14 protein-coding genes are annotated in these 16,147 nt (G+C 71.8%); 9 read left to right on the top strand and 5 right to left on the bottom strand.

All coding sequences use genetic code 11. The features are described from left to right. Positions 1–31: 31 nt before the first annotated feature. Entirely contained in the window at positions 32–226 is a 195-nt protein-coding gene (locus tag IFY26_RS05880; protein ID WP_232548071.1) for a hypothetical protein, read from the bottom strand. 114 nt (positions 227–340) lie between these two features. Between IFY26_RS05880 and IFY26_RS05875 the strand changes: the two genes are divergently transcribed. The 4 genes from IFY26_RS05875 (at position 341) to IFY26_RS05860 (ending at position 3,522) form a co-directional block, all read left to right on the top strand. After that, complete coding sequence (locus tag IFY26_RS05875) at positions 341–1,192, top strand: transporter substrate-binding domain-containing protein (protein WP_232548070.1); 852 nt, start codon at positions 341–343, stop codon at positions 1,190–1,192. An 85-nt stretch (positions 1,193–1,277) separates the two neighbouring features. Further along, positions 1,278–2,105: an amino acid ABC transporter permease gene (locus IFY26_RS05870; RefSeq protein ID WP_232548069.1), complete on the top strand. Its 828-nt coding sequence runs from the start codon at positions 1,278–1,280 to the stop codon at positions 2,103–2,105. A gap of 4 nt (positions 2,106–2,109) precedes the next feature. Further along, on the top strand, positions 2,110–2,946 hold the full coding sequence (locus IFY26_RS05865) for an amino acid ABC transporter ATP-binding protein (protein ID WP_425325658.1): 837 nt from the start codon (positions 2,110–2,112) through the stop codon (positions 2,944–2,946). A 42-nt stretch (positions 2,947–2,988) separates the two neighbouring features. Continuing rightward, a complete protein-coding gene (locus IFY26_RS05860; protein WP_232548068.1) occupies positions 2,989–3,522 on the top strand; it encodes a pyridoxamine 5'-phosphate oxidase family protein in 534 nt (177 codons plus the stop codon). Between the two features lie 39 nt (positions 3,523–3,561). Here the strand turns inward: IFY26_RS05860 and IFY26_RS05855 are convergent, their stop codons facing one another. Then, positions 3,562–4,098 carry a DedA family protein gene (locus tag IFY26_RS05855; RefSeq protein WP_232548067.1) on the bottom strand — a complete coding sequence of 179 codons (537 nt, stop codon included), beginning with the start codon at positions 4,096–4,098 and terminating at the stop codon, positions 3,562–3,564. 81 nt (positions 4,099–4,179) lie between these two features. Continuing rightward, positions 4,180–5,463, bottom strand: coding sequence for an acyltransferase family protein (locus tag IFY26_RS05850; RefSeq protein WP_232548066.1), 1,284 nt, complete (start codon positions 5,461–5,463; stop codon positions 4,180–4,182). A gap of 115 nt (positions 5,464–5,578) precedes the next feature. Between IFY26_RS05850 and IFY26_RS18110 the strand changes: the two genes are divergently transcribed. The 3 genes from IFY26_RS18110 (at position 5,579) to IFY26_RS05835 (ending at position 9,147) form a co-directional block, all read left to right on the top strand. Next, entirely contained in the window at positions 5,579–6,511 is a 933-nt protein-coding gene (locus IFY26_RS18110) for an AEC family transporter (RefSeq protein WP_232548065.1), read from the top strand. A 77-nt stretch (positions 6,512–6,588) separates the two neighbouring features. After that, complete coding sequence (locus tag IFY26_RS05840) at positions 6,589–6,978, top strand: pyridoxamine 5'-phosphate oxidase family protein (RefSeq protein WP_232548064.1); 390 nt, start codon at positions 6,589–6,591, stop codon at positions 6,976–6,978. 72 nt (positions 6,979–7,050) lie between these two features. After that, positions 7,051–9,147, top strand: a complete 2,097-nt coding sequence (locus IFY26_RS05835) for a prolyl oligopeptidase family serine peptidase (RefSeq protein ID WP_232548063.1) — start codon at positions 7,051–7,053, stop codon at positions 9,145–9,147. An 87-nt stretch (positions 9,148–9,234) separates the two neighbouring features. Here the strand turns inward: IFY26_RS05835 and IFY26_RS05830 are convergent, their stop codons facing one another. Continuing rightward, positions 9,235–9,837, bottom strand: coding sequence for a DUF1707 SHOCT-like domain-containing protein (locus IFY26_RS05830; RefSeq protein ID WP_232548062.1), 603 nt, complete (start codon positions 9,835–9,837; stop codon positions 9,235–9,237). A gap of 182 nt (positions 9,838–10,019) precedes the next feature. Between IFY26_RS05830 and hrpA the strand changes: the two genes are divergently transcribed. Then, positions 10,020–13,880, top strand: a complete 3,861-nt coding sequence (hrpA, locus tag IFY26_RS05825) for an ATP-dependent RNA helicase HrpA (protein ID WP_232548061.1) — start codon at positions 10,020–10,022, stop codon at positions 13,878–13,880. Positions 13,881–13,929: 49 nt separating this feature from the next. Then, the gene (locus tag IFY26_RS05820) at positions 13,930–14,844 is read left to right on the top strand and encodes a PAC2 family protein (RefSeq protein ID WP_232548060.1); all 915 of its coding nucleotides are present in this window, start codon (positions 13,930–13,932) and stop codon (positions 14,842–14,844) included. 55 nt (positions 14,845–14,899) lie between these two features. On the opposite strand, the gene IFY26_RS05815 is transcribed toward IFY26_RS05820, so the two are convergent. Continuing rightward, positions 14,900–16,066, bottom strand: coding sequence for a hypothetical protein (locus IFY26_RS05815; RefSeq protein ID WP_232548059.1), 1,167 nt, complete (start codon positions 16,064–16,066; stop codon positions 14,900–14,902). Positions 16,067–16,147: the final 81 nt, after the last annotated feature.

Raw genomic sequence — 16,147 nt, 5'->3', positions numbered from 1 at the left:
TTCCCCGGGGCGTTTCGAGGCCGGGTTCACCTCAGCAAGGTGGGGGTCTCCGCGTCGGGGGCGACCTCGGCGAGCGCTGCGCCACGTCGGTGACGCTCGACTTGGTCGCCGCCACGTCGAGCACGCGGGGCCGCTCGTCGACGATCGGCCGCCCACAGGCGCGTGCGACGTGGGCGGCGACGGTGAGCAGGGCGTCCAGTTCTGCCTCCACGGGCAACGTCTCCACGCCCCCCGCCTGTCAGGAATGGTCACGGCTTCGTTAAATCGTGTGGACACGGACGGGAATTGTCGGCCGCGGGTGCAAAGATTCCGGCGAACACCATCGACCGGGAGGATCCCTGTGAACAACCACCGCCGCCGCACGCGGCTCGCCGCCGCCCTCGTGGCCGGCACCGCGGCGCTCAGCCTCACCGCGTGCGCCAACTACGCGAGCGCGCCCACCACGACCGCTGCCGGGGGCGCCACGGAGACCGCCGGGGCGGACGCCGGCGTCCAGCTGGTCAGCCCGGGCCACCTCACGGTCTGCACCCACCTGTCGTACAAGCCCTTCGAGTTCACCGAGGGCAACGAGGTGGTCGGCTTCGACATGGACCTGATGGATCTGGTGGCCGAGGAGCTGGGCGTGACCCGCGAGGTGATCGACATCGACTTCGGCCAGATCACGTCGGGGGCGGTCTTCACCGCCCAGCGCTGCGACGTCGGCGCGGCCGCGATCACGATCAACGATGAGCGGGCCGCAGCGACGGGCTTCTCCGAGGGGTACTTCAGCGCCACCCAGGCGCTGCTGGTGTCCGCCGACTCGTCGGTGACGGGGTTAGAGGACCTGCGCGGCCAGGTGGTCGGCGCCCAGACCGACACCACGGGCAAGTCCTACGTGGAGGAGCACGCGGCCGAGTTCGGCTACGAGGTGCGCATCTTCGAGGACATGCCGACCAGTGCGAACGCGGTGCTCGCCGGCACCGTGGCCGCCGCGGTGAACGACAACGGCGTCTTCTACGACTTCGCTCGGGAGAACCCGACCACCAAGGTGGCCACCGAGTTCCAGACGGGGGAGGACTACGGGTTCAACTACGCGCTGGACAACGAGGCGCTGGGCGAGGTGATCGACCAGGTGCTCACCGAGGCCCGTGAGGACGGACGCTTCAACGACATCTACCGCAGCTGGTTCGGCGTGGACGCCCCTGCCAGCTGATCCGCGCCCGCGGCGTCCGGCCCGGACGCCGCGGGTTCCTCACCGCGCTCTCGTCGGCGCGCCACCGTCATCTGCCAGGAGTGCCATGAGCTCGACCGCCACCGTCGCCCCGCGCGTCACCCGCGCCAAGATCTCTCCCCGCAAGCGGGCCCGACGCATCCGCCTCGTCCAGTACGCCGTGTTGATCGCCCTCGTCGTGCTCATGATCGCGACGGTGGACGGCCGCCAGGTGCAGTCGGTGTTCTTCCGCCCCGACCTGATCGTCCTGACGCTGCAGGGGGTTCCGCACGCGCTGTTCAACACGCTCGCCTACACGCTCGGGGCGTTCGTGGTGGGGCTGGTGCTGGGCACGATCCTCGCGTTGATGCGCCTCTCCCAGGTCGCGCCCTACCGGTGGCTGGCGAGCATCTACATCGAGTTCTTCCGCGGGGTGCCGGCGCTGATCGTGCTGCTGTCGTTCGGTCTGCTGTCGGTCGCCTTCCCGGGGCTCCGATTCCCCTTCGATCCGTACGGGACGGTGTGGGCCGCGTTGGGCATGGTGAGCGCGGCCTACATGGCCGAGACGATCCGCGCCGGCATCCAGGCCGTGCCGAAGGGCCAGGTCGAGGCGGCGCGGTCGCTGGGGATGCCGGCCGGCATGGCGACGCGCAAGATCGTCCTGCCCCAGGCGTTCCGCATCATCACCCCGCCGCTGACCAACGAGTTGATCCTGTTGACGAAGGACTCCTCGCTGGTCTACGTCCTGGGCCTGACGACCGCCGCGTTCGAGCTGACGAAGTTCGGGCGCGAGCTGTCCAACAGCAATGTGAACCTGACCCCGCTGGTCGTGGCCGGGTTCTGCTACCTGATCATCACCCTCCCGCTGACGTTCCTCGTCCGGCGCATGGAGGCCCGTCAGCAGAAGGCCCGGTGACCCCGTGACCACCACACCCGACGTCGTCCCCACCGGCAACCGCGCCGACGAGATCCAGATCTACGACCTCCACAAGAACTTCGGCGACCTCGCGGTGCTCAAGGGCATCTCCACGGTGGTGCGCCGCGGTGAGGTGGTGTGCGTCATCGGCCCCTCAGGTTCGGGCAAGTCGACGCTGCTGCGCTGCGTCAACCTGCTGGAGGAGCCGACCAGCGGCCGCATCTTCATCCTCAACGAGGAGATCACCGATCCGGACGCCGACGTCGACTTCATCCGCACCCAGATGGGCATGGTGTTCCAGCAGTTCAACCTGTTCCCGCACCTGACCGTGCTCGAGAACTGCACGATCGGGCAGACGCAGGTGAAGAAGATCCCCCGGTCGGTTGCGGAGGAGAATGCCCGCGCGAACCTCGCCAAGGTCGGGCTGGCCGACCGGACGGCGTCCTACCCGGCCCAGCTCTCCGGGGGGCAGCAGCAGCGGGTGGCGATCGCCCGCGCGTTGAGCATGGATGTCGAGATGATCCTCTTCGACGAGCCCACCTCGGCGCTGGACCCCGAGCTGGTCGGCGACGTTCTCGGCGTGATGCGCGACCTGGCCGATGAGGGCATGACCATGATGGTGGTCACCCACGAGATGGCGTTCGCGCGCGAGGTGGCCGACCGGGTGATCTTCATGGACGGCGGCGTCATCGTGGAGGAGGGCCACCCCGACCAGGTGATCGGCAGCCCGCGCGAGGAGCGGACGCGCACGTTCCTGCAGCGGGTGCTCGACCCCACCCACGCGTCGCCGGCGCCCCAGGCGGGCGGAGGCGACCGGTCGCAGCCGCCGGCAGCGGGCTAGGGTGGGGGCGTCCTCGACCGAGGGCCGAAGCGAAGGAGCACGATGAGCCAGAACGAGAACAGTCCCGCCAACGACATTGTCGTCACCTCCGACCCCGCCGAGGTCGAGCGCGTCCGCTCGCTCATGGCCGACATCGACGTCGCGATGCTGACGACGGTGGACGCCGGCGCCGACGACGGGCGCCTGACGAGCCGCCCGCTGTCGACCCAGCTCGCCGAGGAGGACGGCGACGTGTTGTTCCTCGTGCGCAGCAGCAGCCATGTCGTCCGTGACATCCGCGCCCATCCCCAGGTCAACGTGGGCTACACGTCGAAGTCGGCCTGGGTCTCGCTGTCCGGCACCGCCGAGGTGATCGAGGACCGCGCGCTGATCGAGGAGCTGTGGAGTGCCGGGGCGTCCTTCTTCATGGAAGGCGGCCCGGAGAACCCCGACAACGTCGTGCTCAAGGTGCACGGCGACACCGCCCAGGTGTGGGGCGGGGAGTCGCGGGTCGGCATGTTGGTGAAGGTGCTGCGCAGCGTCACCGGCAACTCCGACGAGACCTCCGACGCAGCGAAGGTCGTCGACCTTCCCTGAGCCCGGCTGGCCCCGGGGCTGCGATGCCGCGGAGCGACGTCAGTGCCGGTCGGTTCCCCGCGAGCCGGCCGGCACGTCGTCGGCGGGGACGGGCGGTCGGACGCGTCCGGCCCGGGCATCCTTGACGCGCCACACCACGAAGGCGGCGAAGGCGCCGACCAGGCTGACCCCGAGCGCCACGGCGAGCACGGGGGCTCGCTCCCACACCACCACCAGCGCCTCGACGCTGAAGAACCCCACCGTGCCGTAGATCGCGGCCCACGCCACGCACCCGAGAGCCACGGCGGGCAGGTAACGTCGCAGCGGCATGCGCGTGGCACCGGCCGCCACGTTGACGACGGTCTGCACCCCGACGGTGAGGAACGAGAGGGTGACCACCGGAGCCCCCCAGCGGTTGAGCCGGTCGGCGGCGGTTCGGTAGCCCGGCGAGGCCATCACCCGGCGGGCACGGGTCGACTCGGCACCGCGGGCGGCGAGGCGCCCAAGCCAGTAGGTGGCGTTCGCGCGCAGCATGACGATCACCCACAGCGCGCCGAAGATCACCGCCCACGGGGCGTCCCAGGTCCTCGGATCCACCGACGCTTCCCTCTCGTCCACCATCGCGGGGTGGCGCACACCCGTGGATGCCCGTGGGCACCTCCCCAGGTCAGCGCGCGCTCATCGGCCCCATTGTGCCACGCGGTGCCGACGCGGCTCCGCGTCCGCGGCACGCCCCATCAGCCACGAACCGACCCACACCAAGGCGACGGAGACGACGGACCAGGGGGCGGCGGGGTGCAGCACGGTGCCGCTCTGCCACACCCCGATGGTGCCGGCCGTCAGGAGCACGTACGCCCCGATGACGGCGCGGGCGTCCTGCACCTCACCGAGGCGGGGGATGAGCCGCAGCTCGAGGCGTCCGATGGGGCCGACGAGCGCGGCCACGAAGACCAGCCCCACGCCTGCCACGACGAGTTGGTTGAGCAGCAGGCCGTCCAGCGGTGGCAGCAGCAGTGCGAGCAGCACCAACGCGGTGCCGGCGAGCAGGATGCAGAAGATGTGCCAGAGATAGGTCGTCACCATGAGGGCGTTGACGACCGCGAGGGCGCGTTCGGTGCGGGCGGACACGTGGGCCAGCACGCCAGAGCGTTCCACGAGGGCGAGGGCCCCGCACTGGGCGAGCGCGAGGCTGGCCATCGCCAGGGTCGGCGGCTGGATGTTGGCGATCGGCAGGTCGGCGAAGCCCACCGACGAGGGCGGGTAGCCCGCGCCGAACACCAAGAGGGCGACCCCCGCGCTGCCCGCGAGGAGGGCGAGCCACGGCGTGGCAGCGCGGCCGCGGCGGAACCAGCCGCGCTCGTAGGCGATGCCGAACTGGTGCACCAGCGGCCAGACGAACAACAGGTTGAGGTTGCGCCACGCCGGCTCACCGTGGGTGAACGAGACGGCGTCGACGACACCGGCGAGCAGGGCCAGAACGAGCATGGGCACCACACCCTGCCGGTCGTGCCAGGTGACCATCGCCGGCGCCACCGCGACGATCACCAGGTACACCGAGATGAACCACAGCAGCTGCATCAGGGCCCGGGAGAGGGTCACGGCCGGGCCGGGCAGGCCGGCCCACGCCGCGACGGTGGCGATGAGCGTGCAGAACGTCACGAACAGCACCAGCGGGCCCACCAGCCGGCGGCCGCGGCTGGCCAGGAAGTGCGCGTAGCTCGCGCCCTCGCGGCGCATCCGGTCCACGGTCAGGGCGTGCCCGAACCCACCCGCCACGAAGAACAGCGGCATGATCATGAGAACCCAGGTGAGCGGGTAGAGCCAGCGCGGCGCGGCCCAGGGGACGACCTCGGGGATGTCGCCGGCCAGACGCACCTGGTAGAGCAGGCCGTGGAACACGACGACCACGGCGACGGACGCCGCGCGCGCCACATCGATCACGTGGTTGCGCTCCCCGGCCATCGGGCTCAGCGTAGACCCGCACCGGCGGGGCCGGGCGCGGACCCGCCGGGGCAGCCCCGTGCTGCGGGGGCGTCCGCCGGTGGAAGGAGGGTGCCGGACGTCCTAGGGTGTGGGGGTGCAGGACGCCATCACCGGGATCGCGACGATCTGGATCGTGATCGCCGTGGGCTGGCTCACCGCCCACCTCGGCCTGGTGGACCACGGCGGACGCCGGCTCATGTCGCTGCTCGCGTTCAACGTCGGGACGCCCATGCTGATGTTTGCCCTGCTGTCGACGGCCTCACTCGACCACTTGTTCTCGACCACGGCGCTGGTCTCGGTGCTGGCCGTTGCGGCCACGATGGCGGTGTACTTCGCCGTCGCGCCCTGGGTGTTCCGCCCCGGCGTCCGTGGACTGGTCATTGGCGCGTTGGCCTCGGCCTACACCAACGCCAACAACTTCGGGTTGCCCGTGGCACTGGCGCTGCTCGGGGACGGGACGCGGATCGCGCCGATCCTGCTGCTGCAGGTGGGGCTGCTGCAACCGCTCGCCCTGGTCATCCTGGATGCGCGCAACGCCCGTTCCGCCGCCCACCGGCCCAGCCCCTGGCACTACGTCGCGATCCCGTTCAAGAACCCGATCACCGTGGGCATCCTGCTCGGACTGGCCGCCAACGTGTTGCCCGTCACGGTTCCCGCGCTGGTGAGTGAACCGGTGGCGCTGATCGGCAACGTGGCGGTGCCCCTGATGCTGCTGGCGTTCGGGGCGTCCCTGCGGCTGGACCCGCTGCCCGGCTCGGGCCCGCACCGGGCGCACGTGTGGTTCACGGTGGTGTTGAAGGTGCTCGTCCACCCGTTGCTGGCCTGGGTGATCGGACACCTCGTGTTCGGGTTGACCGGCCCGGCGCTGTACGCCGTCGTGGTGCTCGGCGCACTCCCGGCCGCGCAGAACGTCTACGTCGTCGCCACGCGGTACCGCGCGGCCGAATTGTTGGCCCGCGACGCCGTGTTCTGGACGACGATCCTCTCGGTGGGCACCCTGCTGGCGGCAGCGGCCCTGTTCGGGTGAGTCAGGGGCGGCCGCGTCGTCGGGCCCCGGTGCACGCCGCATGGGGGCGGGGGCCGGGTTCGTATACAGTCGTGCCTGTGACAGGCCCTGGTCATCTGCAACCGATTGCTCCGCAGGAGTGCCGCCAACTGCTGGCCGAGCGCGTCGTGGCACGGGTGGCGTGGCAGTCCTCGCAGGGGCTGCTCATCCTGCCGCTCAACTACCGGTTCGACGGGGACGCCCTCTGGTTCAGGGTCGACCGCGGCTCGGTGCTGGCCGAGCTCGCCGACGGCCGCGACGTGGCCGTCGAGATCGAGGACGTCGACGAGACCATGAGCAACGGGTGGACGGTGCTGGTGCAGGGCCGCGCCGGCGTCCCCACCGAGGCCCCCGACCGGGCGCCGCAGCCCTGGGCGCCGGGGGAACGCGAGCTCCTCATCGTCGTCGAGATCCACTCCATGAGCGGCCGGTCCGTCTCCGCGGCCTGACGCGGCGTCCGCCGCCGCGGGCGGGTGTCGCGGCGTCCGGATGCGTCGCGCACCGGCCCTAGACTGGCGGCCATGCCTTCTCCGAAGACCCGCCGCGACGCGACGGTCGAGACGCTCCACGGCCGTGAGGTCGCCGATCCCTATCGCTGGCTGGAGGACGCCGACGCGCCGGAGGTCGCCGACTGGGTGGCCGAGCAGCGGTCCTTCGCGGAGTCCGTGCTGGGCGCCCTGCCGGGGCGCGCCTGGTTCGCCGACCTGATGGCGCGCATCGTCGCCCGGCCCCGCGCTGGCATCCCGGTCGTGCGTGGCGGCCGCTTCTTCCTCAGCCGCAACGACGGCACCATGGCCCAGGATGTCTGGTACACCGCAGGCTCGCTGGAGGAGCTGGAGCGTGGCGGTTCGGTCGTCCTCGACCCCAACACGTGGTCGGACGACGGCACCGCGTCGCTGAGCACGTTCTCGGTGGCCCGCGACGGCAGCGCGATGGCCTACGCCGTGAGCGAGGGCGGCTCGGACTGGCAGAAGATCCGCGTCAAGGATCTGGCCACGCTGGAGGACACGTCCGACGAGGTGGTGGCGAAGTTCTCCTCGCCGGCCTGGCTGCCCGATCACCGTTCCTTCCTGTACACGACGTTCGACCAAGCGGCGGACGCCCGCGGCACGGCGACGGCGGGGCTCGGGGTGGCGAGGCTCATGGTGCACCGCCTCGACGGCGAGGACGAGTTGTTGCTGAGCTTCCCCGACGAGCCGCACACGATGGCGTCCGGCGAGGTCTCCCACGACGACGCGTGGCTGGTGGTGACGATCGGGCGTGGCACCGAGCACGTCAACCGGCTGTGGGCCTACCCGTTGACGACGGTGGCCGGCCGCACCGAGATCGGTGAACCGGTCAAGGTGATCGACGTGGCGGACGCCGAGTACGGCTTCGTGCGCGTCGACGGCCCGCAGCTCTACCTGACCACCGACAAGGACGCACCCATGGGCCGCGTGGTGCGGGTGGATCTCGACTGGGCCGCGCGCGGTGACGTGGCCTTCGCCGAGGTGGTGCCGGAGCGCCGCGCCACCCTGATCGGTGCCGAGGCGGCCGGGGACGGGCTGCTGCTGGCCCACCTCGACGACGCCCAGCCGGTGGTCACCTGGTGCTCGTTGGAGGGCACCGACGAGGTCGAGCTGGCGCTGCCGGCTGGGGCGCTGGTGGGTCTGGACGGCTCCCCGCTGCGGCAGAGCGCCTTCGTGGGCATCAGCACGCTCGACTGGCCGACCGCGGCGTTCCGGGTCGACCTGCCCGAGAGCCGTGACGTGGATCCGCGGGTGGAGCGGCTCGGGTTGGCGGGGGAGTCGACGTCACTGGCGCCGGCGTACCGCGTCCTGCGGGAGCGGGCACCCAGCGCGGACGGGACGGAGGTGCCGTACTTCTTGGTGATGCCCGACGACCTGGCCGAGGGTCCGCGTCCGACGCTGCTGTACGGCTACGGCGGCTTCAAGATTCCGGTGTTGGCCGACTACCGGCCCGGCTGGTCCGCGTGGCTGGCGGCCGGGGGAGCGCTGGCGATCGCGAACCTGCGCGGCGGCGGCGAGTACGGGACGCCGTGGTACGAGGCAGGCAGGCTGGGGAGCAAGCAGAACGTGTTCGACGACGCCATCGGCGTGGCCGAGCACCTGATCGCGACCGGGGTGACGGACGCCTCGCGGCTCGCCGTCCACGGCCGCTCCAACGGGGGCCTCCTCGTGGGGGCGCTGCTCACCCAGCGGCCGGAGCTGTTCGCGGCGGCGCTGCCGACGGTGGGTGTCCTCGATCTGCTGCGGTTCCACCGCTTCACCATCGGGGCGGCGTGGATGAGCGACTACGGCGACCCCGACTCCGCCGAGGGCTTCGAGGCGGCGTGGGCGTACTCGCCGCTGCACAAGGTGCGTCCCGGGGTGTCCTATCCGGCGACGCTGGTGTCGACTGCGGACCACGACGACCGGGTCGTGCCGCTGCACAGCTTCAAGTTCGGGGCCGCGCTGCAGGCGGCCCAAGGCGGGGACGCCCCCGTGGTGCTGCGCATCGAGACCTCGGCGGGGCACGGCGCGGGGAAGTCGCTGCAGATGGTGGCGTCCGAGTGGGCGGATCTGCTGGCCTTCGCCGCTCACCACACGGGCCTGGTGGTTCCCCCGGCGGGCCCGTAGGGGCGACGACACGCACACTCAGGGCTCAAACTCCAGCTTGGAAGCTGGAGTTTGAGCCCTGTGCGTGCGTGTCAGCCCGGGACGGCCTCAGCGGTCGCCGGCGAGCTTGACGTCGCTGCCGGCCCAGAACAGGACGCCTTTGAGAATCAGGGTGCCGTTCGAACCGTCTCCTTGGGCGAAGCGGTCGATGTCGTTGCCCGCCATGATCGCGACGCTCTGGTCGATGACGCGGACGCCTTCTGGGACATACAGGTTGTGGCCGGCCATGACCGCATGGAGGTGCAGCGTCACGACCCGGCCGGGGCCCATCGCTTCGCTCAGGTCGTAGTTGTTTCCGCCCCACCAGGCGAAGTCGGAGAGATCGCGCGTGCCCGATTCCACCATCACGTCGCGTCCGGACATCACGGTGAGGCTGGCTCCGCCGTGGGCAGGCGCGGTCTCGGGCACGACCGAACGCCGAGGCACCAGCACGGTTGCGCCGGGTCGCTCGCCCAGCTCGTCACCCTCCGGAAGGTCCGCGACGAGCGGGCGCAGTTCGTCGGTGTAGACGCAGCTCAAGGCGCGGTCCTGGCGCTCCTGCATGTCGGTGAAGGTGAGACGGCCGGCCTCGTAGGCACGCTGCAGGATTTCGAGCGCGGCGTCGCGGTCGGCGTCGCCGGCGCGGTAGCGCGGGGCGGGGACCTCGGTCATGGCCCCATCGTAGGGTGCACCGGGCGCCACGGAACCTGCCCCGGGCCCGCTCACACTCCGGTTTCGGCATCAAACTCCGACTCCGGAACCGGAGTTCGAGCCCGGAGTGAGCGTGTCGGCGCAGGAACGGCGCAGGAACGGCGGAGCCGGGCGCGGGGGAGGGTCGGTAGGCTGGGTGGGCCATGGCGACCCCTCTCACGCTCACCTTCGACGACGCGCTGCCGATCTCGGCCGCCGTCGACGAGATCCGTGACCTCGTCGACGCCCACCAGGTCGTCGTCGTCGCCGGCGCCACCGGCTCGGGCAAGACGACCCAGTTGCCCAAGATCGCCCTGCTGGCCGGCCGCGAGCGCATCGGCCACACCCAGCCCCGCCGGATCGCCGCCCGCAGCGTCGCCGAGCGCATCGCGGAGGAGATGGGCACCCCGCTCGGTGACGTCGTCGGTTACCAGGTGCGCTTCACCCGGCAGGCGTCGCGCCAGACCAAGGTCAAGCTCATGACCGACGGCATCCTGCTCGCCGAGATCAGCCACGACCGCGACCTGCGCGCCTACGACACGATCATCATCGACGAGGCCCACGAGCGCTCGCTCAACATCGACTTCCTGCTCGGCTACCTCAAGCAACTCCTGCCGCGCCGCCCGGACCTCAAGGTGATCATCACCTCGGCCACCATCGACACCGCCCGCTTCGCCGCCCACTTCGACGACGCCCCGGTCGTCGAGGTTTCCGGGCGCACGTTCCCCGTCGAGATCGTCCACGAGCCGCTGGCCGAGGGCGAAGAGCTCGTGGACGGCATCACCCGCGCCGTCGCCCAGCTGCATGCCCTCGGCGAGGGCGACGCGCTCGTCTTCTGCTCCGGGGAGCGCGAGATCCGCGACGCCGCCGAGGCCATCGCCGGGCTCAAACTGCGCAACACCGAGATCCTGCCGCTGTACGCCCGCCTCTCCGCGGCCGAACAGTCGCGCGTGTTCACCCGCCACAGCGGCATGCGCATCGTCCTGGCCACCAATGTCGCCGAGACCTCGCTCACCGTTCCCGGCATCCGCTACGTCGTCGACCCGGGATACGCCCGTATCTCGCGGTACTCGGCGCGCACGAAGGTGCAACGCCTGCCGATCGAGGAGATCAGCCAGGCCAGTGCCAACCAGCGCGCCGGCCGGTGCGGACGCCTCGGGCCCGGCATCGCGATACGCCTGTATTCCGGGGAGAACTTCCTCGCCCGCCCGGAGTTCACCGAGCCCGAGATCCTGCGCACCAACCTCGCCAGCGTCATCCTGCAGATGGCCGACGCCCGGCTCGGCGCCATCGAGGACTTCGGCTTCGTCGAGCCGCCCGACCGCGGCCAGGTGCGCGACGGCGTCCGCCTGCTGCGCGAGTTGGGTGCCCTCGCCGGTGACGACGCGGCGGGCGCCACCCAACTCACCCGCACCGGACGCCTCCTGGCCCGCCTGCCCGTCGACCCGCGGCTCGGCCGCATGCTCGTCGAGGCCGGACGCCGCGGCGTCACCTGGGACGTCCTGCCGATCGTCGCCGCCCTGGCCATCCCCGACGTGCGGGAGCGTCCGGCCGAGAAGCAGGCCGAGGCGGACGCCCTGCACCGCCGGTTCTGGGCGTCGGGGGAGTCGGACTCCGACCGCGACGCCTCCGACATCGCCGCCCTGTGGCGGCTCTGGGAGTACCTGCGCAACCAGCGCGCCGAGCTGTCCGGCAACGCCTTCCGCAGGATGTGCCGCGACGAGTATCTCAACTTCCTCCGCATCCGCGAGTGGCAGGACCTGGTGAGCCAGCTCCGCGAGATCGCCGGCGAGCTCAACCTCGATCGCAGCGGCCCCCAGAGCCACGAGGACGTGAAGCGGCGCGCCGGCCGCGGCCGGTCGTCGCGCGCATCCGGCCCGCGGGACGCCGACGGCCCGCGCAGCCAGCCGAACCGGCTGGGCGACGACGACCAGCAGGGCACGGCGCCCGACTGGGACGCCGTGCACATCGCCGTCCTCTCCGGCCTGCTCAGCCACGTCGGGCTGCTCGACGAGCGCGCCCGGCAGCAGCCGACCCCGCGCGGGCGGCGTCCACTGGCGGAGTACGGCGGCGCCCGCGGCACGCGGTTCGCGATCCAGCCCGGCTCAGCGGCGGCGAAGGCGACACCACCGCTGGTGATGGCCGTCGAACTCGTGGAGACCACGCGGCTGTGGGCGCGCACGGTGGCGCCGATCCGGGCCGAGTGGGTCGAGGACGTCGGCGAGCACCTGGTGAAGCGCACGTACTCCGAGCCCCGCTGGTCGGCGCGCGGCGGGCAGTGCGTGGCCACCGAGAAGGTGATGCTGCTCGGCGTCCCGATCATCGCCGACCGCACCGTGAGCTACGCGAAGATCAATCCGGAGGTGGCCCGGGCGGTGTTTCTCCGCTCGGCGCTCGTCGAGGGCGGCTGGCGCACCCGCCACCATTTCTTCGCCCGCAACGAGAAGGTGCGCGCCGAGGCGGCCGAGCTGGAGGAGCGCACCCGCCGCCGTGACATCGTCGTGGACGACGAGGCCATCTACGCCTTCTACGACGCCCGGGTGCCGGCCGACATCACCTCAGTCGCCGCGTTCGACCGCTGGTGGCGCGACCAGCGCCGCGCCGACGACGCCTTCCTCGACCTGCGCCTCGGCGACCTCGTCGGCGATGCCGCCGTCGACACCGACGCCTTCCCCGACAGCTGGACGGTCGGCCCCGCTGACCTGCCGGTCTCCTACACCTTCGACCCCGGCTCGGGCACCGACGGCGTCAGCGTCGACATCGACGTCGGCGTCCTCAACCAGGTGGACGCCGCCCCCTTCACCTGGCAGGTGCCGGGCCTGCGGGACGAGCTGGCCACCGAGTTGATCCGCTCGCTGCCCAAGGCCGTGCGGACGCGGTTCGTGCCGGCTCCCGACTGGGGACGCCGCGCGCTCAGCTGGCTGGAGGACCACCCGACCGACGGCTCGTTCCCCGGGGCGTTGGCCCGGGCGCTCACCCAGCTCACCGGTGACGTCGTCGACCCCGCCCAGTTCAACCATGCCGCGCTGCCGGAGCACCTCAGCGTCCGCTACGTCATCACCGATGGTCGCCGCACCCTCGGCGCCGGCAAGGACTTCGCCTCGCTGCGCGACCAGTTCGCGCCGCGTCTGGCCAAGCGGCTCAACGCGGCGGCGTCCGACCTGGCCCACCCGGGCGCGACCAGCTGGCAGTTCGGCACCCTGCCGCTCGACACCACCATCGCCCGCGAGCCCACCCCGCTGGTGGGCTATCCGGCGCTCGTCGACCAGGGCGCCAGCGTCGGCGTCCGCATCGCCAACACCGCCGCGCGCGCCCAGAAGTGGCATCCGCTCGGCCTGCGGCGGCTCGTCACGCTCGTGACGCCCGACCCGGCGCGCTCGGTGTTCGCCCGCCTCGCCAACGCCGACAAGGTGGCGCTGGCCTCCGGCCCGTACGCCCACCTCAACGCGGCGCTGGCCGACGCCCGCCTCAAGGCGACCGGCGACCTCATCGCCGCGCGCATCGCCGACCCCACGGCAGTCCGTGACGAGGCCGCCTTCACCCAGCTCAAGGACGCCGTGCGCGCCGACGTGGCCGACCGCATGCAGGCGGTGGTCACCACCGCCGCCCGCGTCCTCACCCGTCACGCCGAGGCGCGCCGCCTCGTCGACGCGCTGCCGGACGGCGACACGCGCGCCGACGTCACCGCCCAGCTCGACAACCTGGTGTTCGACGGGTTCATCGCCGCCACCCCCGAGCCCCACTTCGGACGCCTCGAGCGCTACCTACACGCCGTGGTCGTGCGCCTCGGCAGCCGCGCGACCCATCCGGCGCGAGAACAGCAGGGCCTGGACGTCATCACCGAGCTCGAGGACGCCTACGGCCGGGTGCTGGAGCGCCATCCGGTCGGTCAGTTGCCGCCCGCCGTGGCTGACGCCGGTTGGCTGCTGGAGGAGTTGCGCGTCAGCCTCTTCGCCCAGTCGCTCGGCACCGCCGCCCCGGTCTCGGCCAAGCGCGTCCGCTCGGCCCTGGCCGCGCTGAGCTGAACGCGTCGGGCTGACCTGCGGGCTGCGGCGGCCCACTAGAGTGGCCCGCATGCTGGATCCGAGGGAGCTGTACACCGTCCGCCCCGAGGTGAAGGAGAGCCTGGCCGGAGAGCAGCCGGTGCTGATTCACCTGCTCGAGGGCTATGTGGACGCCGGCCAGGTGGCCCGCCAGCTCGGCGAGCACCTCCGCGAGGACTTCACGGCCACCGAGCTGGCCGTCTTCGATCACGACCAGCTGCACGACTACCGCTCGCGGCGTCCCGCCATGGTGTTCGACACGAACACCTGGACCTCGCTCGACGACGTGGCGCTGGTGCTGCACAAGGTGGAGGACGCCTCGGGCCGGGTCTTCCTGCTGCTGACCGGCCCGGAGCCCGACACGCAGTGGAACCGTGCCTGCGCGGCGATCCTCGGCCTGGCCGGGGAGCTCGCCGTGGCCCAGCTCGTCACCGCGCAGGGCGTCCCGATGGGCGTGCCGCACACCCGCCCCACCCTCGTCACCGCCCACGCCACCGATCCCCAACTCGCCCCGGACAACCCGGTCTGGATCGACCGGGTCACGGTCCCCGGCAGCTTCGCCTCCATGCTGGAATTCCGCGCGGGGGAGCGCGGGCTGCTCGGGCGCGGGTTCGTCGCCCACGTGCCGCACTACCTCGCGCCCGGCACCTACGCCCCGGCGGCGCTGGCCGCGCTCGACCGGGTGCGGGACGCCACCGGGCTCGACCTGCCGCCCGGCAACCTCGCCTCGATCGCCACGCAGTCGCTCGCGGCGCTGGAGGAGGAGGTGGCCGGCGACGGCGAGCTGGGCCCGCTGGTCGCCCAGTTGGAGCGCCAGTACGACGAGATGGAGGCCTCCGAGCGCCCATCCGTGCCGTCGGTGGACGAGATCGGTGCGGCGGTGGAGCAGTTCCTCGCCGAGCAGGATGGCGACGAGCAGGGGGAGCCGCGGGGGCCGCAGCGATGACCCGCGCGCCCCGCCCCGCGCGAGTCTCAAGGGGCAGCGGCGGGCGTGCCCTGGGTCACTGCTCCAGCCGACCGTAGAAGTCCGTCAGCAGCTGCCAGCGCTGGGCATCATCGGCCACGGCCATGGGGAGCACCACCGCCAGGGGCAGCGGCAGGGCGCGGAAGGCCCATTCCAGGAGTCCCGTGGCCGTCCGCATCGCGGTCGCGTGACTGAGCAGCACGGCCTCGGAGCGCATGCGGCGGGTGGGCGGCTGCGGAGGATGCGCGCGCAGCCAGCTGATGAGCTGGGCCCGCATGCTCTCCACATCGAGCGGCGGCTCCGTCGGCACCGGCGGGGGGCAGGCGACGAGCGCGGCGGTCCGGCCCGTCGTGGAGCCCTTCGTCTCGACCCGGCCGAACCCCTGGACCCGCCAGGTCACGTCCTTCTCCGTGGCGCCGCGTCGGCGCTGGCTCTGGCACTCCATGACGCACCCCGGCGCGCCCTCGCCCTCCGTGGCCACCGCGATGAAGGGCCGCAGGCCCCCGTGACCGGACATGTCCCAAGAACTGTCGGACCGGCTCTGCGTCACGGACGAATCGGGGCCGATGATCACCTCGGGGAACAACCGCACGGGCAACTGCAGTTTCCCGGACGCCTTGCGGTCGGTGTCCCTGTCCCCCTCGGTGCGCGTCCGCGCGTACCAGTCGTCGATGGGCTCCGGGTCAGCCTCCTCGACCCCGTCGGCGGTGATGGTGGGCATGCCGAAACGCTCAGTGGGGCGGAAGTCCACCGGTGCCGGCCGGGCGAACACCACGAAGTCCGGGCCGTCGGGGTCGTCGTGCCGTGTCACGGCGTGCACGCTGACGGCCAACGTCCCGGTGGGCAGGTCCACCCACCCCGAGTAGTTGCCGTCGCCGACACCGCGACCCTCACCAAGCTGGTCGAACTCCCCGTTGCCCATGAAGAGCATCCGCCCGCTGGACTGGAGCACGAACTCGGCAGGGTCCGCACACGCGTGGCGGCTTCGCCCGTCCGGGTCATCGGTGATGACGACGGTGAAGAGGTTGTCCTCACCGGTGTTGAACACGACGACCTCTCCCGACTCGAGGAGCGCCGGGTAGAAGGACGGATCGAGGACGATGTCGGTGTCCAGCCCCGCCTCCGCACAGCGGCGCATCCAGGCGGGATCGGCCAGCAGGAGCAACTGCATTTCCGTTCCGACGGAGAGTGTCTGTGTGGGCATTGCTCCACGGTAGCGAGCATGCCCGTACTGTGGCAGGACCATCATCACGGGGTGGGCGCACCCTGCGCACACGAAGGCGAC

Origin of the sequence: Propioniciclava soli, from assembly GCF_014858005.1 — a bacterium.
Taxonomy (GTDB): domain Bacteria; phylum Actinomycetota; class Actinomycetes; order Propionibacteriales; family Propionibacteriaceae; genus Propioniciclava; species Propioniciclava soli.
Note: the sequence above shows the minus strand (reverse complement) of the source record. Positions and strands in the feature narration are given on the sequence as shown.